2 protein-coding genes are annotated in these 22,973 nt (G+C 66.0%); both read left to right on the forward strand.

Going from position 1 to position 22,973, the window contains the following annotated elements:
• Nucleotides 1-2 precede the first annotated feature (2 nt).
• On the forward strand, nucleotides 3-6,548 hold the full coding sequence (locus BCCGELA001_RS15015; protein WP_060735670.1) for a non-ribosomal peptide synthetase: 6,546 nt from the start codon (nucleotides 3-5) through the stop codon (nucleotides 6,546-6,548).
• Entirely contained in the window at nucleotides 6,541-22,971 is a 16,431-nt protein-coding gene (locus tag BCCGELA001_RS15020) for a non-ribosomal peptide synthetase (protein ID WP_060735671.1), read from the forward strand. The genes BCCGELA001_RS15015 and BCCGELA001_RS15020 overlap by 8 nt, the downstream gene beginning before the upstream one ends.
• Nucleotides 22,972-22,973: the final 2 nt, after the last annotated feature.

Below are 22,973 nucleotides of genomic sequence, written 5' to 3' on the forward strand. Positions count from 1 at the left end.
GCATGGCTGACATGGCAAAGCCGAGCTTGCGAGATCTTGATGCCCAGCAGATGAGAAAGCTCGTCGCGCTGGCCAGGGATCGCGGCCGGAATGCCGACAGGAGTGAGGCTAGCGCCATTCCGGTGCTGGCGCGGGACGGAACATTGGAGATGTCCTTTGCGCAGCAGCGACTCTGGCTGCTGACGCAGCTCGATGGCGCCAACTCCAGCTATCACATACGTGGCGCATTGCGATTTTCGGGCGAGCTCGATGTCGAAGCGTTGCGTCGGAGCATCGACCGTGTGTTCGCGCGTCACGAAGCGCTGCGCAGCGTGTTTCGCGTGGTGGACGAACAGCCGCGCGTAACGCTGTTGCCCCCCGATGAACGCGTCCCGCTGCTCGACCATGATCTGCGCGGCCGGGATGATCGCGAGCAGGAGCAAACGAGGCTCTGTCGCGAGGAGGCCGTGACGCCGTTCGATCTTGCCGCAGGACCGTTGATCCGCGGCCGCCTGATCCGAACGGCGGAGCATGACTATTTCTTCCTGCTCACTCAGCATCACATCGTGTCCGACGGCTGGTCGATCGGCGTGCTCATGCGCGAGCTCGGTGCTCTCTATCTGGCCTTTGCCGCCGGCAAGGATGATCCGCTGCCGCCATTGGCAATCCAGTATCCGGACTATGCCGCTTGGCAGCGACAATGGCTGTCTGGCGAGCGATCGCAGCGGCAGGTCGACTATTGGCGAGAGGCGCTGGCGGACACCCCCGCCGTGCTCGAATTGCCGACGGACCGGCGGCGGCCGCCGGTCAGGTCGCTCGCCGGCGCGTCCTTGCCCGTAGAGATCGATGCGGAGCTCACATCCGGCATCCGGCGACTGAGCCAGTCGCATGGTGCCAGCGTTTTCATGACAGTGCTGGCGGCTTGGGCGGCGGTGCTATCGAGGCTCTCCGGGCAGACGGATGTCGTGATCGGGACGCCGACGGCGAACCGAAACAGGCCGGAGATCGAGGGCCTGATCGGATTCTTCATTAACATGCTGGCTGTCCGCGTCGATCTCTCGGCGGAGCCCAGCGTCACCGAGCTGCTCCGCCGCGTCCGCGTGGCGACACTCGCAGCGCAGGATCATCATGATCTGCCATTCGAGCAGGTCGTCGAAATCGTTCGACCGCTGCGGGGTCTGGAGCAGACGCCGATCTTCCAAGTGGTGTTTGCCTGGCAAAGCAATGAGTCGGCGGCCCTCGAGCTGCCCGGCCTCAAGGTCGAGGTCGCCGATGTTCCGCTGCAACAGGTCAAGTTCGATCTGGAGCTTAACCTCGGCGAGATGGACGGGCGTATCGTCGGCTCCCTGAATTATGCGACGTCGCTATTCGACGAGGCGACGATCGCGCGCTACCGGGACTATCTGTTGACCGCGTTGCGGGCCATGGTTGCCGATGCGGACCAGGTGGTCGATCGGATCGATATCGTCGGTGCCGAGGAGCGCAGGCGCGTTCTCGAAACATGGAACGAGACGGCGGTACCGTTTCCTTCCGAAACCTGCATTCACGAATTATTTGCGGAGCAGGTGAGAAGGGCGCCGGATGCCGTCGCGCTTGCTCACGAGGAAGTGCGTCTGAGCTATGGCGAACTCGATGCCAGAGCGGACAGGCTTGCGCGGCGTTTGATCGCCTTGGGTGTCGTGCCGGACCAGCCCGTTGCGATCTGTCTGCCGCGCGGCATCGCGATGGTCGTGAGCCTTTTGGCCGTGCTGAAAGCGGGCGGTGCTTATCTGCCGCTCGATCCCGCCTATCCGGCGGAGCGGCTGCGTCAGATTATTGAGGACGCCAAGCCGCGGCTGCTGATCGCCGACGACACGGGACGCGCAATAGTTCGCGATGGAGCCTGCGAGCTCGTCGATCCCGACGCGGACGTAGGGCAAGCGACGTCGGATTCGATCGACCGCGTCAACGGACTGACCTCGCGAAGCCTCGCTTACATCATCTACACGTCGGGCTCGACCGGCCGGCCGAAGGGGGCGATGGTCGAGCACCGTGGCCTGGTGAATCTGGCGCTGGCGCAGCGGGCCCTGTTCGAGGTCAATTCGAGCAGCCGTGTGGTGCAGTTTGCCTCGTTCAGCTTCGATGCCAGCATCTGGGAAATCGTCATGGCGCTGTGCTCGGGCGCCGCGCTGTTTCTGACCGGCCCGCGCGAGCATCAGGATGCATCGGCATTGCTCGACTTCCTCGCGGACAACGCGATCACGCATGCGACCTTGCCGCCGGCGATGCTGCACGGGCGGACTGATCTCGGTCGGCTTGCCTCGCTGCGGGTCCTGGTTCTTGCCGGCGAATTGCCCAGGGCCGAGCTGGTCATGGGATTGCCTCCCGCCGTCGCCGTCTTCAACGGCTACGGTCCGACGGAGGCAACCGTCTGCGCCACGAGCTGGTTGCGGCCCCCGGGCTTTGATGGCGACGCTGCTCCGATCGGTCGACCGCTGCCGAATGTGCGGATTCATCTTCTGGACCGGTTCGGTGCGCCCGTTCCGCTCGGCGCGGTGGGTGAAATCTACATCGGCGGGGCCGGAGTCGCGCGCGGCTATCTCAATCGCGCCGATCTGACGGCAGAGCGCTTCGTGCGCGATCCCTTCTGCGGCGATGCGGACGCCCGCATGTATCGCACCGGCGATCTCGGCCGCTATCTGCCGGATGGCAATATCGTGTTTCTCGGCCGCAATGATCACCAGGTCAAGATCCGCGGTTTCCGCATCGAGCTCGGCGAGATCGAGTTTCGGCTCAACGAGCACGCCGACGTGGCCGATTCTGTTGTGCTGGCGCAGCGCGATCATGCCGGCGATGCTCGGCTGGTCGCCTATGTGGCCGCTGGGGGCAGCGTAAGGCGCGATAGCGGAGAATTTGCGGGCGCGCTGCGCGATCATTTGCGTGCATGCCTGCCGGACTACATGGTGCCGTCAGCCTTCGTGCGCCTCGATGCACTCCCGCTCACGCCGAATGGAAAGGTCGACCGCAAGGCTCTACCGGTGCCGGAAGACGATGCATTTGCGCGGCGCCGTTTCGAACCGCCGCGAGGCGAGGCGGAGCAGATCGTCGCGAATGTCTGGGCGGAGCTCCTCGGCGTCGATCGGATCGGCCGCAGCGACCACTTCTTCGAGCTCGGCGGCCATTCCCTGCTCGCCGTCCGGATGCTAGAGCGGTTGCAGCGGCATGGATTGAGAACAGACGCACGCACCCTGTTCGCCAAGCCGGTGCTGGCGGACTTTGCCGCCAGCCTCGATGGTGGCCCACAAGTCGACGTTCCGGCCAACCGAATTACCCGGCAGACGGCAGCGATCACACCGGACTTGTTGCCGCTGATCACGTTGACGCAATCCGACATCGACAGCATCGTAGCCGGCGTACCCGGCGGCTTCGCCAACATCCAGGATATCTACGGCCTGTCACCGCTTCAGGATGGTATCCTGTTTCACCATCTGCTGTCGCAGGAGGGCGATCCGTATCTATTGGTAGGCCAGATGGCATTTGCCAGCCGCGGCCTGCTCGATCGCTATATCGATGCGGTGCGGCAGGTGGTCGACCGCCACGACATTCTGCGAACGTCCATTGTGTGGAACGGCCTGTCCACACCGGCACAAGTGGTTTGGCGGCAGGCGCCGTTGGTTGTCAGCGAGATCGTGCTGGACGGCGAAGGCCCGGCGGATGAGCAGTTGGCGCGACGATTCGATCCGCGTTTCCATCGGATCGATCTCGGCCGGGCGCCGCTGCTGCGATTCGCAATCGCTGCCGATGCCAAGGGAGGGCGCTGGCTGCTCCTGGTCCTGTTGCATCACTTGATCGGCGACCACTCCACGCTGGAGGTGATGCACGACGAGGTTGGGAAGATTTTGTCCGGACGAAGTTACGACTTGCCGCCGTCATATCCGTTCCGGAATCTGGTGGCGCGGGCGCGCGGATCGACTGCCACCGCCGATCACGAGCGCTTCTTCCGCGGCATGCTCGCCGACATCAATGAGCCGACCACGCCGTTTGGGCTGGATCAGGTGCACGGTGACGGCGGTGGCGTCGTGGAAGCCCGGCGGATGCTGCCGGAAGGCTTGAACGCAAGGCTTCGTGCGCAGGCGAGACGACTGGGCGTCAGCCTCGCCAGCCTTTGCCATCTCGCTTGGGGGCAGGTGGTGGCGCGAACCAGCGGCCGCGCGCGCGTCGTGTTCGGGACCGTTCTGTTCGGTCGCATGCAGGCCGGCGCCGGCGGCGATCGCACCATGGGCCTGTTCATCAACACTTTGCCGCTGCGGCTCGATCTCGATGACACCGCGGTCGAAGACAGTGTTCGTGATGCGCACGGTCGGCTGACCGAACTGATGGCGCACGAGCACGCCTCGCTGGCGCTTGCGCAGCGATGCAGCGGCGTCGCTGCACCCGCGCCGCTGTTCAGCGCGATCCTGAACTATCGACACAATGCGATTCCGGCTGATTTGGCGACCGGCAGGGAGCACTCCGGAATCGAATGGCTCGGCGGTGCGGAGCGCACCAATTATCCGCTGATGCTGGCCGTCGAGGATTATGGTCAGGCGCTTGGCCTGACCGCTCAGATCGTCCGTCCATTCTCGGCCGATCACATCTGCGCCTTGATGCAGCAGGCGCTCGATCGATTAGTCGAGATGCTGGAGCATGGGCCGCGCGCGCCGGTCCGGCAGCTCGACATTCTGCCGCGCGAGGAGCGCCAGCTTTTGCTGGAGGCGTGGAATCTGACGCAGGCGAATTTTCCGAGAGAGTCGTTCGTCGCGCAGTTCGAGGCGCAGGTCCGGAAGTCACCCGAAGCGATCGCGCTGGTGTTCGGCGAGGTTGAGCTGAGTTATGCCGCGCTGAGCGTGCGGGCCAACCGGCTGGCGCGGCGATTGCGCGATCACGGCGTCGGGACCGATGTCGTGGTCGGGCTGGCGCTCGACCGCGGCGTTGAGATGCTGGTGGCGCTGCTGGCTGTGCTGAAGGCCGGCGGGGCCTACCTGCCGCTCGATCCGGATTACCCGCCGGAGCGGCTGACGCACATGCTGCGCGACAGCGGCGCGGCGCTGGTGCTGACGCAAGAGAGATTGCACGATCAGTTCGCAGGTGTGCTGGCGGAGACTGGAGCAGAGGCCTGGCTGCTCGACGAACCGGACGCCGAAAGCGGCGATGCCGGCAATCTCGATGTCGTCGTTCACGGCGAGAGCCTCGCCTATGTGATCTACACCTCGGGCTCCACAGGTCTGCCCAAGGGCGTGATGGTCCGCCACGACGCCGTGACCAATTTCCTGGCGACCATGGCGGAGCAGCCCGGCATGACAGCGAGCGACCGCGTGCTCGGGCTGACCTCGCTGTCCTTCGACATCGCGGTGCTGGAGCTATGGCTGCCGCTGACGATCGGCGCCTGCGTGGTGCTGGCCGATCGTGCGGCCGCGCATGATCCTGCCAAGCTCAAGGCCATCGTGCAGCGGCACGGCGTGTCGCTGATCCAGGCGACGCCATCGACGTGGCGGATGCTGCTAGATCTTGACGGCCCGTCGCTGCCATCTACCTGCCGGGTGCTGTGCGGCGGCGAGGCGCTGCCGCCGGATCTGGCGCGACGGCTGGTGGTGCAAGCCGGCGAAGTCTGGAACCTGTACGGCCCGACCGAGACCACGGTGTGGTCGGCGCACCATCGGCTCGATGCGATCGACGATCGTCCGCTGCTCGGCGGCCCGATCGGCAACACCACGCTCTATGTCCTCGACGGTGACCTCAACCTCGCGCCGGTCGGTGTCGCCGGTGAGCTCTATATCGGGGGCGCGGGGCTGGCACGCGGCTATTGGCGGCGCGGCGGCCTGACGGCGGAGCGCTTCATCCCTGATCCCTTCGGCCCACCGGGCGCGCGGCTGTATCGCACCGGCGACGTGGCGCGGTGGCGGTCCGACGGCGTGCTCGACTATGTCGGCCGCGCCGACTACCAGGTGAAGATCCGCGGCTTCCGCATCGAGCTCGGCGAGATTGAGGCGCGGCTGCAAGCACAGGATGGCGTCCGCGCGGCGGTGGTGGTGGCGCGCGAGGCCGGGGCCGGCCGCCAACTGGTCGGCTATGTCAGCGGCGAGGCCTTGGATGGGGCCGCGCTCAAGGCGGCACTGTCCTCGGCGCTGCCCGACTACATGGTCCCGGCGCGGATCATGGTGCTGGAGCGCCTGCCGCTGACGCCGAACGGCAAGATCGACCGCAAGGCACTGCCGGCGCCGGATCAGCTCGCAGCCTCCGTCGAGCACATCGCGCCGCGCACGCCAACAGAGGCGGCGCTGGCTGCGATCTGGGCCGATCTGCTGCGCCAGCCGGACATCGGCGTCACCGACAATTTCTTCGAACTCGGCGGTGATTCTCTGATCGCCGTCCAGCTCGTCAGCCGCATCAAGCGCGATCTCGGCCACGACCTGCCGCTCAACCGTCTGTTTGAAATGACGACCGTTGAGACCATGGCGGCTGCGTTGCGCTTCGAGAGTGAGACCAAGCGCAGCGGCGACATCGCCGCAATGCTCGACATGTTGAAGGAAGTCGAACTGTCCGATGAGTGACACGGCAACCACGCAAAAGCAGCAGCTGCGCGACATTTCACGGCGCCTGATGCGCCTCGATGCGGGCAAGCAGCACGCATTCCTGTCGCAGCTCGCGGCCAAGGGCGTCAATCTCGCTATGCTGCCGATCGTGCGCCAGGAGCGGAAGCGGGCACCGTTGTCCTTTGCACAGTCGCGCCTCTGGTTCCTGTGGCGGATGGATCCGAGCAGTGCCGCCTACAACATCTCGGCGACGGTGCGCGTGCGCGGCCAGCTGCAGCCACGCGCATTGCAGCAGGCCTTCGATGCACTCCTCGTCCGCCACAGCGCGCTTCGCACTGTCTTTCGGCAAGAAGGAGAACAGGCAGAACAAGTCGTCCAGGCCCCGCAGCCGGCAGCACTTCGCCACCTGATCCTCGACGGCGATGATCGCGAAGGGCAGGCGCATTTGCTGGCGCGGCAGGAAGCGTCGCTGCCGTTCGATCTCGAAGCCGGCCCGCTCATGCGCGCGGCGTTGCTGACGCTGAACGAAAGCGATCATGTTCTCGTCGTCAGCCTGCACCATATCGTCACCGACGGCTGGTCCATGGACGTGCTGGTCGACGAATTCTGGAAGCTCTACGCAGCGTTTGCCTGTGGTGAGGCACCGACCTTCCCAGAGCCGGAGATCGACTATACCGACTACGCCGATTGGCAGCGGCTCTGGATGAGCGCGGTCGATGGCGAGCGGCAGGTCGATTACTGGACCAAGCGTCTCGCCGATCCGGCGGTGCTCCAACTGCCGATCGATCGGGCGCGGCCGGCGGTCCCGGACCTCGCGGGATCGGCGTGCCGCATTCCGCTCGATCCGGCGCTGGCGTATGGCTTGCGTGCTCTGGCGCGGCGCCACCGCACGACGCTTTTCGCCGTCATGCTGGCGAGCTTCAAGCTGCTGCTCTATCGTTACACGGGCCAATCCGACATCAACATCGGCGTGCCCGTCGCCAACAGGCACCGCGACGAAACGCGCGGCGTGATCGGTCTGTTCGTCAACACTCAGGTGCTGCGCACGCAGATCGATGGCCGCGCTGCGATCGCGGATTTCATTGCGGCGGTTCATTCCGCCACGATGGAGGCACAGGAGAACCAGGATCTTCCGTTCGAACGACTGCTCGAGATCCTGCAGCCTACGCGCAGCCTGAGCCAGAATCCGCTCTTCCAGGTGCTCTACAATCACCAGCGTCGTCGCACCTCCAGCAATCCGCCCGATCGGACCGGTCTCCAGATCGAGACGATCGATCCAGAGGTCGAGACAGTCAAGTTCGACCTCGCGCTCGATACCGACGAGGGGCCGTCCGGCGAAATCCGCGCCATCTTCACCTATGCGACGGCGCTGTTCGAGGCGGCGACCATCGAGCGTCTTGCCGCGCACTGGATCACGATCCTGAAGGTGATGGTTGCCGACGACGCGCAGTCGATCGCCGATGTCGCGCTGCTCTCGGAACGGGAGCTGGAGCGGCTGCGTCAATGGAATCGTGCCAGCGAAACGACAGCCTCATCGTTCGCGCCGGTGCACCGAACGGTTGCACGGCTGGCGGCCGAAACGCCCGATGCGCCGGCGCTGATCTTCGGCAACGACGAAATCACCTATGACCAGCTCAACCGCCAGGCCAATCGCCTCGCGCACCATCTGATGCGCCTGGGTGTTGGGCACTCCGACCTCGTTGGCGTGTCGGCACGGCGTTCGCCGCATCTCGTCGTAGCTCTGCTCGCGATTCTGAAGACGGGCGCAGCCTATCTGCCGCTCGATCCCGAACATCCGGCGAGGCGACAGGTCGTCACTCTCCGGGATGCCGGCGCGCGTGTCGTGTTGGTTGACGCCGATGGCTCGGCGCTGATGCCGGCGCCGGCTGGCGTCGAGGTCGTTCCGCTCGGCGCGATCGATCTCGCCAAGGAGAGCGAGAGCGATCCGGAGATCGCGGTGGCGCCAACCAGCCTTGCCTATGTGATCTACACCTCCGGCTCGACGGGCATCCCCAAGGGTGTCGCAGTCGAGCACGGTCCGTTCGCGATGCATTGCGAGGTGACGGCCGGGCTCTACGACATGGACCGGCATTCGCGCGAGCTGCACTTCCTGTCCTTCACCTTCGACGGCGCCCATGAGCGGCTCTGGACCGCGCTGACCTGCGGCGCAGCGCTCGTGATGCGCGATGCTGATCTGTGGTCGGCCGAGCAGACAATCGAGGTTCTGCGACGACAGCGCGTCACCAACGCCGGTTTTCCGCCTGCCTACCTGCAACAGCTCGCCGACTTCGCGGTGTGGCGCGGCGACCCGCCGCCCGTCGAGCTGTACTCGTTCGGCGGCGAGGCAATGCCCAAGGCCGGCTTCGACAAGGTCAAGCGTGCGCTCAAGCCGCGCACCTTGATCAACGGCTACGGGCCGACTGAAACCGTGGTGACGCCGCTGGTCTGGAAGGTCGATGCCGGCGAGGAGATCGAGGGCAACTATGCCCCGATCGGTCGACCCGTGGGCCGCCGCTCGGCCTACATCCTGGACAATGATCTCAACGTCGTTCCGGTCGGCGTGACCGGCGAGCTGTTCATTGGCGGCGAGGGGCTGGCGCGGGGTTATTGGCGGCGTGCCGAACTGACGGCTGAACGTTTCGTCCCCGATCCGTTCGGCACGTCCGGCGCGCGGCTCTATCGCACCGGCGATCTGGCGCGGTGGCGCGCCGATGGCGTGATCGAATATGCCGGCCGCTCCGATCACCAGGTGAAGATCCGCGGCTTCCGGATTGAGCTCGGCGAGATCGAGGCATGGCTGATGCGGCAGGCCGGCGTGCAGTCGGCCGTGGTCATCGCCCGCGAAGCCGGCGTCAGCCGTCAGTTGGTCGGCTATGTAGCCGGCGATGGGCCGTTCGAGGAAGCGGCGATGCGCGCGGCGCTCTCGGACGAGCTGCCTGATTACATGGTGCCGGCCCGCATCGTGCGGTTGGAGCAGCTACCGCTCACCGCGCACGGCAAGGTCGACCGCGATGCCCTGCCGGCACCAGAGATGCCCACCGCCGCTGGCGCGCACGTCGCCCCGCGCTCGGCAGCCGAGACGGTGCTCGCCGCGATCTGGGCCGAGCTGCTCGGCCAGCCCGTCATCGGTGTCGAGGACAACTTCTTCGAGCGCGGCGGCGATTCCATCATCTCCCTGCAATTGGTCGGCCGTGCGCGCCAGGCGGGCCTGCTGATCGAGCCGCGCGACGTCTTCCGCCATCAGACGTTGCAGGATCTGGCGCGCGTGGCGCGGAGTGAGGCCAGGGTGGGCGACCTCGCACCTGAGCCCGATATCGATGGCCGCGAGCATCCGCTGCTGCCGATCCAGTTGCGGTTCTTCGGTGAGGACGCTGGTGACCGTCATCACTGGAACCAAGCCGTCCTGCTGACGCCAAAGTCGCGGCTCGACTGGAAACTGGTCGAACGCTCGGTCGCTGTTCTCATCGCGCATCACGCGGCCTTGCGCCTGCGGTTCGAGGCGATTGATGGTGACTGGCGCGCAACCTATGGCTCGTCGCCGGCGATATCGGAGCTGTTTGAGAGTCGCAGGAACGTTGGCGGTGCCACTGAGGTCACGGGGGTCGCCTCGTCGGCCCAGGCCAGCCTGTCGCTGGCCGGGCCGTTGCTGCGCGTGGTCGGCATGGACCTCGCGGATGGCAGCCAGCGCCTTCTGGTCGTGGTGCATCATCTCGTCATTGACGGCGTGTCATGGCGCGTTCTGCTCGATGATCTTGCGATGGCGTACGATCAGCTCGGCAAGGGGGCGGCGTCGGTCGCGCTGGCCAGGAGCGAGTCCTATGCATCCTGGGGCGCGCGATTGCAGGCCTATGCTAGGACCGACGAGCTGGCAGCCGAGTTCGATTATTGGCTGGAGCGAGGAGCGCAGGCCGCGTTTCCCTGCGACGATGATCATGGCGGGGTCGACCGGGTTGCCGACGGCGAGGAAGTCCTGCTGGTATTCGACGCGGCGTTGACGGCTCGGCTGCTGAAGGAAGCCCCGTCCGCCTATCGCACCCAGGTCAATGATCTCCTGCTGGCGGCGCTCGCGCGAGCGGTATCGCGCTGGAGCGGGATCGAGGATGTCATCGTCGAGCTCGAAGGCCATGGCCGCGAGGACGTCTTCGACGGCGCGGACATATCCCGCACCATTGGCTGGTTCACCACGGCCTTTCCGGTGCGGCTGCCGGGCGGCTCCGGTGACGATGCTGCGCTGATCAAAGCCGTCAAGGAGGAGCTTCGGGCCGTTCCGAACCGCGGGCTGGGTTACGGCGTTCTGCGTCATCTCGGCACCGAGGCGCAGCGCAGCGCGCTGGCGGCACGTCCTGAACCGCGCATCGTCTTCAACTATCTCGGCCAGTTCGATTCCAGCATGGGTGAGAGCGCGCCGTTCCGCCTCGCGCCCGAAAGCGCAGGGCCGATGCGCAGCGACAGCGCGCCGCTCGGCCGCTGGGTCAGCATCAACGGCCAAGTCGGTGAAGGACAATTGCGCCTGTCGTTCAGCTATGGCCGCAGGCGTTACCGGCGCGCAACGATCGAACGTCTCGCGGAGCATTATGCTGCAGCTCTGCGCGAGCTCGTCGCGCATTGCACGGGCGGCGCCCGCGGCGTGACGCCGTCGGACTTCGCCTTGTCGAATCTGAAGCAGGCTGATCTCGACGCGCTGGTCGGCACGACTGATTGCCGTGAGATCGAGGATATCTATCCACTGTCGCCGATGCAGCAGGGCATGCTGTTCCACGCTTTGCGTGACGGCGAGAGTGGAAATTACGTCAACCAGATCGGTCTGGAGGTTCGCGGCCTCGATGCCGGAAGGCTGCGCGCGGCTTGGCATGAGGTCAGCACGCGGCACGCCGTGCTGCGAACCGGATTTGCGTGGCGCGACCTGTCAGGAGCGGCGCAGCAGGTGGTCTATCGCTCTGCGCGCTTGCCATTCGAGGAAGAGGACTGGCGCACGCGGGCGGCCACCATGGACGACGAGGAGTTCCGGACCGCGCTGGCAGGCGTCGCGCAAGCCGAGCGTGCCAGGGCATTCGATCTGTCGCAAGCGCCATTGCAACGGGTTCGGCTGATCCGGCTCGACGAGGCACGCCACTGGCTGATTTGGACGCACCACCATATCCTGCTCGACGGCTGGAGTGCCGCGCGTCTGATGGCGGAGATCCTGCAGCACGAACGCGGTGAGCGACTGCCGGCGGTGAGGGGCCGTTATCGCGACTACATCGCGTGGCTGCAAAGACAGGACCCCGAGGCGTCGGCCTCGTTCTGGCGATCGGCCTTGGCCGAATTGGATGAGCCCAGCTTTCTCGCGGACACGCTGGGAGGGCCGGCAACCAAAGGGGCACCCGGCCACGGCTCGCTGGATCTGCTGCTCACGGCCGACCTGACGGCAGACCTGCAAGCCTTTGCGCGGCGCGAGCGCGTCACGCTGAACACGCTGGTGCAAGGCGCCTGGGCGCAGCTGTTGCGCCGTCACACCGGCCAGCGCGCGGTCTGTTTCGGTGCGACGGTCTCGGGACGGCCGGCGGAGATCAGCGGGTCCGAGGAGATGGTCGGCCTCTTCATCAACACGCTCCCCGTCGTCGATCAGCCGAGCCCACAGACTGAAGTGGGCGCGTGGCTGCGCGACCTCCAGGCGCGCAACACGGACCTGCGCGATCACGGCTGGATGCCGCTCTATGACATCCAGCGCCTTGCCGGCCGCTCGGGACGCGCACTGTTCGACAATATTCTCGTGTTCGAGAACTATCCGATCGATGAGGCACTGCGGGGCGAGAGCGAAAGCGGGCGCCGGTTTGGCCGGGTCGAGCAGGTCTCGATCACCAACTATGCGCTGACGGTGGCGGTGTTCGCCAAGTCCGACGGCATCAATCTGGGCTTTCGCTACGACCGCAGCCGCTTCGATGACGACCAGATCAGATATCTGCAGGCCTCGCTGTCGCGGCTGCTGGCCAGGGTCGTGGCAGACGCGTCGCGGCCGCTTGGTGCGCTCGACAGCCTCGATGCCGACGAGAAGCAGAAAGTGTTCGGCTGGAGCGGTAGCGCCGAGCGGGCCCCGAAGTTCGGCGATAGCATCGTCGCGCAGATCGAAGCGCGGGCGGCGGCGACGCCATCGGCGATCGCGTTGGTTTTCGGCGAACAACAGATCAGTTATGGCGAACTAAACACGCGTGCCAATTACCTGGCCTCGCGGTTACGGGAGCATGGAATCGGTCGCGACCGGCTGGTCGGCTTGGCGCTCGAGCGCAGCATCGAGCTGATCGTCGGGGTCCTGGCCGTGCTGAAGGCCGGCGGCGCCTATTTGCCGCTCGATCCCGACTATCCGTCCGATCGCCTGCTTCACATGCTGCGCGATAGCGGAGCGGCGCTTGTGCTCACTCAGGACCGACTGCTTCCGCATCTGGCACCGGTGATCGCGGACGCGGGCGCCGAGGCCTGGACCATCGACGGCGAGGCTCACCTCGATGAGCCTGCCGGCAATCTGGATACGGCGCTTCATCCGGACAGCCTCGCCTATGTGATGTACACGTCGGGATCGACCGGCGTGCCCAAGGGCGTAGCCTGCTCGCATCGCGCGCTGGCGGCACGGCTCGGCTGGATGCAGGGGGAGTATGGTCTCGATGCCGGCGAGACCCTGCTGCACAAGACGCCGTTCAGCTTCGACGTCTCGGTCTGGGAAATCTTATGGCCGCTCGCAACCGGCGCGCGGCTTGCGATCGCAGCTCCCGGCGCGCATCGCGAGCCGCGGCTTCTGGTGGACGCCGTTGTCGCCCATGACGTGACGACGCTGCACTTCGTGCCTCAGATGCTCGAGCATTTCGTGACCGAGCCTGGCGCGACCCGCTGTACCTCGCTCAAGCGTCTGTTTGCCGGCGGCGAGGCGCTGTCGCTCGACCTGATGGCGCGCGTGCTCGCGGCGTTTCCTGATGTCCGGTTCGACAATCGCTACGGTCCAACCGAAGCCCTCATCAACGCGACCTATTGGACCTGTCGTGACGAGGGTGCGGCGCGCGTGCCGATCGGACGGCCCATTCCCGGCGTCACGATTCGCATCCTCGATAGCGATCTGAACATGGTTCCGGCGGGCGTAACCGGTGAGCTGTTCATCGGCGGGGCGGGTCTGGCGCGGGGCTATTGGCAGCGCGAAACGGTGACGGCGGAGCATTTCATTCCCGATCCCTTCGGCGGGGAGGGCGAGCGGCTCTATCGATCGGGAGATCTGGCGCGCTGGCGCGCCGATGGCGCGATCGACTATGTCGGGCGCGCGGACCATCAGATCAAGATCCGTGGCTTCCGCATCGAGCTCGGCGAGATCGAGGCACGGCTGCTCGAGCAGCCCAGCGTTCGCTCCGCTGTCGCGGTGGCGCGCGACGTCGGCGCAAGCCGTCAGCTCCTTGGCTATGTCAGCGGTACCGAAGGATTGGAAGAGGCAGGCTTGCGGACCGCGCTGTCGGCCGTGTTGCCCGACTATATGGTGCCACCGAGAATCGTGGTGCTGGAGCGGTTGCCCTTGATGCCGAGCGGCAAGGTAGATCGTCACGCGCTGCCGGCGCCCGACATGGCCCATGGACATACGGAGCAACAGGCACCACGCACGCCGGTCGAGATGGCCTTTGCGGCGATCTGGGCCGAACTGCTCGGCCGTCCCGTCGTCGGCATCACCGACAATTTCTTCGAGCTCGGCGGCGATTCCATCATCTCGCTCCAGATGGTGAGCCGCGCCCGGCGCGCCGGATACTTGATCGAGCCGCGCGACGTGTTTCAGCATCAGACGCTGGAAGCCTTGGCGCTCGCGGCGCGGACCGAACAGCGCACGGGGACGCCCGCCGATCAAAGGCAGGTCACCGGCCCGCATCCGATACTTCCGATTCAATCCCGCTTCTTTGCGGAAGACATGGAAAACCGGAACCATTGGAACCAGGCGGTGCTGTTGCAGCCGAGAGAGCGCCTCGACTGGGACGTGATGCGGCGTGCGCTCGCTACCGTGGTCGATCATCATGACGCGCTGCGCCTGCGCTTCGAGGGGAGGCAGGGGAGCTGGCATGCCGAGCACGGCGATGCTCCGTCCGCGGAGGAGCTGCTCTGGGTCCGGCAGGCGGTTGGCCGCGACGCTGTGACGGCACTGGCATCGTCGGCGCAGGCAAGCTTGTCGATCTCCAGCGGGTTGCTGTTGCGGGCGGTCGGTATCGATGTCGCCGATGGCAGTCAGCGCTTTCTGATCGTGATCCACCATCTGGTGGTCGACGGCGTGTCATGGCGCATTCTGCTGGAGGACATCGCCGCGGCGTACACGCAGCTGGCGAAGGCCGACGTAGCGGTCGCGCTTCCGCCCAAGACACACGCTTACGCATTGTGGGGACAGCGCCTGCGGACCTACGCAACGTCCCCTGAACTGGCGGCGGAACTGCCTTACTGGACCGGTCGCGGCGCGAACGCGGACATTCCCTGCGATGACGATCATGCTGGCGTCGATCGCATGGCAGATGCTGATGAGGTTATGCTGTCGTTCGGGGGCGAATGGACGCAGCGCCTGCTGACGGAGGCGCCGTCGGCTTATCGCACCCGGATCAATGATCTCCTTCTTGCCGGGCTTGCACGTGCCATCTGGCAATGGAGCGGGCAGGACGACGTTCTCGTCGAGCTGGAGGGGCATGGCCGCGAGCTCCTCGACGGCGATCTCGACGTCTCGCGCACGGTCGGTTGGTTCACGACGGCCTTTCCCGTCCGGCTGGCCGGCGGATCGCAAGAGCCCTCACTCTTGATCAAGAGCGTGAAGGAAGAGCTTCGCGGCATTCCCGGCCGCGGACTGGGTTATGGCGTCTTGCGGCACCTTGGCTCAGATGAGCAGCGCGTGGCGCTGTCGGCTGTCAGTGAGCCGAAGATCGCCTTGAATTATCTTGGCCAGATCGACGGCAGTGACGAGGCGGCGCTGTTCACGATGGCAGCGGAAAGCGCCGGCCCGTCGCGTGATGCATCGAGCGCGCTACGACGCTGGCTGAGCGTGAACGGCACGGTGCGCGATGGCCGGTTGCGTTTGTCGTTCGGCTTTGGACGCAAGCGCTATCGACGCGAGACGGTCGAGCGACTGGCCGCGTTGTACGAGGCTGCGTTGCGAGAGCTGGTCGAACACTGCACTGGCGGCGCCTGCGGCCTGACGCCATCGGATGTCGCGTTGTCCGGGCTGGGCCAGGCCGAGCTCGACCGGCTTGGGCTCGATTGGCGCGAGATCGAGGACATCTATCCTTTGTCGCCGATGCAGCAGGGCATGTTGTTCCATGCGATGCATGACGGCGAGAACGGGCTCTACGTCAATCAGGTCGCGGCGGAAGTCCGCGGCCTGGACGCCGGAAAGCTGCGCCGTGCCTGGCAGGCGGCCAGCGATCGGCATGCGGTGCTGCGGACCGGATTCGTCTGGCGTGACCTGTCGGGCGCGCCGCAACAGGTCGTCTACCGGCGCGCTGAAGTCCCCTTTGTCGAGGACGACTGGCGGGCGCGGAGTGCAACGTGGGACCAGACGCAACTGGAGGCAGCGCTGGTCGATGTCTCGCGGCAGGAGCAGGCCACCGGGTTCGACCTGTCGCGACCGCCCTTGCAGCGGATCCGGCTGATCCGGCTCGGCGACAACAGGCATTGGCTGATCTGGACACACCATCACATCCTGCTCGACGGATGGAGCTCGGCGCGGCTGATCGCCGAGGTGATGCAGCATAACGGCGAGGGTCGCCTGCCGGCATTGCGGCACGGCTATCGCGATTACATCGCATGGCTGAAGGGGCGCGATGGCGACGCATCGGCAGCGTTCTGGCGCAATGCAACGGCAGAACTGGACGAGCCGAGTTTCCTGGCAGACAGCCTGGCCGAACGTGCGGGCGCAGAAACGTCCGGCCACGGCATGCTCGCGCTCGAGCTGAGCCCTGACCTGACAGCACGGTTGCAGGAATTCGCGGCGCGTGAGCGGATCACGATGAACACGCTGGTGCAGGCGGCATGGGCGCAGTTGCTGCGACAGCATACCGGGCAGGGAACGGTTTGCTTCGGTGTCACCGTGGCAGGCAGGCCGCCTGAGCTCCCCGGCGCCGAAGAGATGGTCGGCCTTTTCATCAATACGTTGCCGGTCATCGATGGTGTCAGCCCACAGCAGACCGTCGGCGCATGGCTGCGCGAGCTGCAGGACCGTAATCTGGCCTTGCGCGAGTTCGGCGCGACGCCGCTCTATGAGATCCAGCGGCTGGCAGGGCGCCCCGGACGGCCGCTGTTCGACAGCATCCTGGTGTTCGAGAATTATCCCGTCGACCGCGCGCTGATCGGACAAAACCGGCAGATCCAGGTTGGCGAAACCCGGATCGTCGAGACCAGCAATTATCCCTTGTTCGCCAGCATCGGCGTCGATGAGCGCCTGCGCCTCGTCTTCAACTATCAGCGCAGGCACTTCGACGAGGCGCAGGTCGCGCGGCTGCAGCGAATCTTTGCGCGGCTGATCGAATCACTCTGCATCGATGCCGATCGACCGGTCGGCATGATCGCGGCCCGCGATCCCGCCGATGACGTCCTGCTTGCACGGGCGAACGACACGCGCAGGGATGAGCCGCGCAAGGGAATCGTCGCACAGTTCGAGGCGCAGGTCCGGAAGTCACCCGAAGCGATCGCGCTGGTGTTCGGCGAGGTAGAGCTGAGTTATGCCGCGCTGAATGCACGTGCCAACCGGCTGGCGCGGCGATTGCGTGATCACGGCGTTCGGACCGACGTCGTGGTCGGGCTGGCGCTCGACCGCGGCGTCGAGATGCTGGTCGCGCTCTTGGCCGTGTTGAAGGCCGGCGGAGCCTACCTGCCGCTCGATCCGGATTACCCGCCGGAGCGGCTGACGCACATGCTGCGCGACAGCGGCGCGGCGCTGGTCCTGACGCAAGAGAGATTGCACGATCAGTTCGCAGGTGTGCTGGCGGAGACTGGGGCCGAGGCCTGGCTGCTCGACGAACCGGACGCCGAAAGCGGCGAGGCCGGCAATCTCGATGTCGCCGTTCACGGCGAGAGCCTCGCCTATGTGATCTACACCTCGGGCTCGACCGGCCTGCCTAAGGGCGTGATGGTCCGCCACGACGCCGTGACCAATTTCCTGGCGACCATGGCGGAGCAGCCCGGCATGACCGCCGCCGACCGCGTGCTCGGGCTGACCTCGCTGTCCTTTGACATCGCGGTGCTAGAGCTATGGCTGCCGCTGACGATTGGCGCCTGCGTGGTGCTCGCGGATCGTGCGGCCGCGCATGATCCTGCGCGGCTCAAGGCGATGGTGAAGCGGCATGGCGTGTCACTTATTCAGGCCACGCCATCGACTTGGCGCATGCTGCTTGATCATGAAGGCCGTTCGCTGCCGGCGAGTTGCCGGGTGCTGTGCGGCGGCGAGGCGCTGCCGCCGGACTTGGCGCGGCGGCTGGTGGCGCAGGCCGGCGAGGTCTGGAACCTGTACGGCCCGACCGAGACCACGGTGTGGTCGGCGCGCCATCGGCTCGATGCGATGGACGATCGTCCGCTGCTCGGCGGCCCGATCGGCAACACCACGCTCTATTTCCTCGACGGTGACCTCAACCTCGCGCCGGTCGGTGTCGCCGGTGAGCTCTATATCGGGGGCGCGGGGCTGGCACGCGGCTATTGGCGGCGCGGCGGCCTGACGGCGGAGCGCTTCATCCCTGACCCCTTCGGCCCACCGGGCGCGCGGCTGTATCGCACCGGTGACGTGGTGCGGTGGCGGTTCGAAGGCGTGCTCGACTATGTCGGCCGTGCCGACCACCAGGTCAAGATCCGCGGTTTTCGCATCGAGCTCGGCGAGATCGAGGCGCGGCTGCAGGCACAGCAAGGCGTCCGCGCGGCGGTGGTGGTGGCGCGCGAGGCCGGGGCCGGCCGCCAACTGGTCGGCTATGTCAGCGGCGAAGCGCTGGATGGGGCGGCACTCAAGGTAGCGCTGTCCTCGGCGCTGCCGGACTACATGGTCCCGGCGCGGATCGTGGTGCTGGAGCGTCTGCCGCTGACGCCGAACGGCAAGATCGACCGCAAGGCGCTGCCGGCGCCGGATCAGCTCGCAGCCTCGGTCGAGCACGTTGCGCCGCGCACGCCAACAGAGGCGGCGCTGGCTGCGATCTGGGCCGATCTGCTGCGCCAGGCCAATATCGGTGTCACCGACAATTTCTTCGAGCTCGGGGGTGACTCCATCATCTCGCTGCAAATGGTGAGCCGCGCGCGGCGCGAAGGCGTGCTCATCGAGCCACGCGATGTGTTCCGGCATCAGACCATCGAGGCGCTGATTGCGTCCTCGCGCGATGTCGGCCTTATCAACGGCGTCCCGGCATCGGAGCGCGCCTCGCTAGCGGGGCTGTCGAGCGAACAGCTCGAACGCCTTGGTCTGGACTGGAGCCGCATCGAGGACGTCTATCCGCTATCGCCGATGCAGCAAGGCATGCTGTTTCACAGCCTGCGCGATGCCGGCAGCGGCGTCTACGTCAACCAGGTCAGTGTCGAAGTCCGGGGCCTCGATCCCGAACGCCTCGGCAGAGCGTGGCGCGAGGTGAGCGCGCGTCATCAGATGCTTCGGACCGGCTTTCTGTGGCGCGAACTCTCCGGCTCTCCGCTGCAAGTGGTCTATCGCGACGCCATGTTGCCGTTCGCGCAGGACGACTGGCGCGGGCAGACGATCGACGACGAACGGATTGCGTCCGCCCTTGCCGATGAGCGCGCCGCCGAGTTCGATCTCCAAACGCCGCCGCTCCAGCGGGTGCGGCTTCTGCGGCTCCAGGACGACCTGTATCGGCTGATCTGGACCTATCATCACATCCTGATGGACGGTTGGAGTTCGGCGAGGTTGGTCGGAGAAGTCCTGGAGTGCTATTACGGCGGCACGCCCGCTGCGAATGCGACGCGCTACCGCGACTACATCGCTTGGCTGCTGACGCAGGATGCCAAGGCCGCCGAGGCCTTCTGGCGCGAGCAGCTCAGGAGATTCGATCAGCCGACGCAGCTCGCCGATGCCTTTGGCGCGCGCCGCCATCAGGCGTCCGGCCACGAACGCTATTACACGCGTCTCGGAGAGGCCGCGACCGCGGAGCTGAAGGCATTCGCGCGCCGCGAACGGATCACGTTGAACACCATCATCCAGGGCGTGTGGTCGTTGCTGCTGCAGCGCTATACGGGCCAGAACACCGTGACGTTCGGCGTGACGGTGGCCGGTCGTCCGGCCGGTCTCGGCGGATCGCAGCAGATGCTCGGGCTCTTCATCAACACGCTGCCCGTGATCGAAACGCTTCCGACCGAAAGCCCGATCGGAGAATGGTTGCGCGCGCTGCAGGACCGCAATTCAGCGATCCGGGACTACGAGCACACGCCGCTCTATGACATCCAGGGCTGGGCCGGCCGCGCCGGTCAGACCATGTTCGACAGCATCATCGTGTTCGAAAATTATCCGATGGAACGCAGCATGCACCGCGGTGCCGCCGCGTTGCAGTTCAGCGGCCTGAAGAATGTCGACGTGACGAACTATCCGATGGACCTGTCGGTGCTGGTCGAAGACACGCTGCAAGTCGAATACACCTATATGCCGAGCTATTTCACCGCAGCACAGGCGGCGCAGATCAAGGCGCAGTTCGAGCATTTGCTGGTGGCGCTGACGCGGGATGCCACGGTTCCGCTCGGCAGCATCGATCCCGTCACGGAGCGCGACGCCGCTCTTGCGGATCGCTGCAATGGGCACGCGATGCCAAGCGCCCCGCTGCCGCCGGTGCATCAGACGATTAGCAATCATGCGCAGCGTCATCCGGAGCGGACGGCGCTGACCATCGGCAGCTCGGTGCTCTCGTTCGGAGAGCTCGAGAGCAAAGCCAATCGTCTCGCTCACCACCTGATCGCCTGCGGGCTCAAACCCGAGCAACGCGTCGGCGTGGTGGTCGAGCGAACCGCAGTCACGATGATTGCGCTGCTGGCCGTCCTCAAGGCAGGCGGGGCCTACGTTCCGCTCGATCCCGAACTGCCGTCCGAGCGGCACGCTTTCGTCATGCGCGATGCCGCGATCGCGTTCCTGCTGACGGGACGGCTCGAAATCGAGGGCAGCCCGGATGGTGTCGAATCCATCTCACTGTGCTCGTTCGATTTCGACACTGGGCCTGACCATCCGCCGCAACCTGAACTGCATCCCGAAAATCTTGCGTACCTGATCTACACCTCGGGCTCGACGGGCACACCAAAGGGCGTGGCCGTTGCCCATGGGCCGCTGGCGATGCACTGTCACGTCACCGGAAGCCTCTACGAGATCGAGGAAAGCTCCTGCGAGCTGCATTTCCTGTCGCTGGCCTTCGACGGCGCCCATGAGCGCTGGCTCACGGTTCTGTCGCGTGGCGCGCGGCTGTTGATGCGTGATGCCGAATTGTGGACGCCGGAGCAGACGGTCGAAAAGCTGCACGCCCATCGCGTCAGCCATATCGGATTGCCGCCGGCCTATCTCCAGCAGGTCGCCGATTGCGTCGAGCAGAACGGCAACCCGCCGCCGGTCAAGCTCTACTCCTTCGGTGGCGAGGCGATGCCGAAGGCCGGCTTCGACAAGGTCAGGCGCGTTCTCAAGCCGCGCATCCTGATCAATGGTTACGGTCCGACCGAAACCGTGGTCACGCCTTTGGTCTGGAAAGTCGACGGGGCAGGCGAATGCGACACGCCCTATGCGCCGATCGGCGTGCCGGTCGGAGATCGCCGCGCCTACATCCTCGATGCCGCGCTCGACGTCATTCCCGCCGGTGTAGCCGGCGAGCTCTATCTCGGCGGCTTCGGGCTGGCGCGGGGTTATCACGGTAAGGCTGGCATGACCGCGGAGCGGTTCGTGCCTGACCCGTTCTCGTCGGTGCCGGGATCGCGGCTGTACCGCACCGGCGATCTGGCGCGCTGGCGCCTGGACGGCACCGTCGAATATCTCGGCCGCAGCGATGACCAGGTCAAGGTCAACGGCTTCCGCATCGAGCTGGGGGAAATCCAGACCTCGCTGCTCCGTCATGAGGCGATCGCACAGGCGGCCGTGGTGGCAGTGCCGAGCGCAGCCGGAAATCAGCTCATTGCCTATGTCGCTCCGAAGGTGGCAGGCGACGCAGCGGCCGGCGCGGCCGAGGCGCTGGTCGAGCGCTTGACCAGTTTCCTGAAACAGATCCTGCCGGCCTATATGGTGCCGGCGCGGATCATGGTGCTCGAGCGGTTGCCGACATTGTCGAGCGGCAAGGTCGATCGGCGTGCATTGCCGGCGCCCGACGCGTCGCTGCGGAGTTTCGTTCCCCCGCAAGGCCCGGCAGAGATCGCGATGGCGCGCCTGTGGTCCGACATCCTGGACGTGCCGCAGGTCGGCGTCACCGACAATTTCTTCGAGCTCGGCGGCAATTCGATTCTGTGCCTGAAGGTCGTGGCGCGGGTGCGTCAGGACAAGGCGTTCGGGATCGAGATCAAGTTGCGTGATCTGCTCCAGAAGCCGACGATCCGCGCCTTGCTCGCCGGCAGCGCCACCGCGGCGCCGGCCGTCGCGCCCGCGCCATCGGCGCTGCTGCCGCTGAATGCCGCGGTTCGCGGCGTGAACCCGGTATTCTCTGTACATGGCGGTTTCGGCACGGTCTTCGACTATGGTCCGCTGGCGCGCCGCCTCGAAGGGCGGCGCCAGGTGATCGGGTTGCAATCGAGAATGCTGGTCGATCCGACGTGGACCGACAGCTCACTCGAAGCCATGGCCGTGGACTATGCAGCCGAGATCAGGCGAATACAGCCGCGCGGCCCCTATTACCTGGTCGGCTGGTCCCTGGGAGGGCTGCTGGCCAGTCTCGTCGCGGCCGAGCTCGAACGCGGCGGTGAGCGTGTCGATCGTCTTGCGCTGGTCGACAGCTTCGTGCCGCGGCAGCCGGACGGTCTGAACCGGCAGGAGGCGATCTCCCACTGGGCCGATGATCTCGCCGGATTGCTCTCAGCCGTTCTTCCGAGCACTGCGGCCTCTTGCATCAACGCACCTGTCGAGGCTGCGAAGCGCGCTGGCCTGCCGGAGATGCCGGAGTGCATTCGTGACGTGGTCGCGGCCGTCATGGAGCAAGGCGAGAGCGTGAGAGCAGACGAGGCGCGGCTCGGCCCGGAAGACGTGTCCGCCGCCTTCGCGGTCGGACGGCATCTCAACCGGCTGGCGCAGGAGGCGACGCTGACGCAGGGCCTCGAAGCTACTCCGCTCTGCTGGTGGACGTCGACGCGCCTGGCGCAGCGCGATCGGCTGCAATTGCAACTGCCGAAGGCGATCGATCGCGGTGTTGCAGGCGACAACCATTTCACGATCCTGAAGCACGCTGGCCTGCTCGATGAGATCTGCGGCTTGCTCGCGCCAGCGACGGCATCCACGATCGTGCAGCCTACCGTTCCGGAACCGGCGGAGTGAGC

It is taken from the genome of Bradyrhizobium sp. CCGE-LA001, from assembly GCF_000296215.2.
Taxonomy (GTDB): Bacteria; Pseudomonadota; Alphaproteobacteria; order Rhizobiales; family Xanthobacteraceae; genus Bradyrhizobium.

What these genes read in the sequence shown, in the direction of transcription:
- BCCGELA001_RS15020 (WP_060735671.1), top strand. Translation starts at nt 6,541, where the DNA reads ATGAGTGACACGGCAACCACGCAAAAGCAGCAGCTGCGCGACATTTCA.
- BCCGELA001_RS15015 (WP_060735670.1), top strand. Translation starts at nt 3, where the DNA reads ATGGCTGACATGGCAAAGCCGAGCTTGCGAGATCTTGATGCCCAGCAG.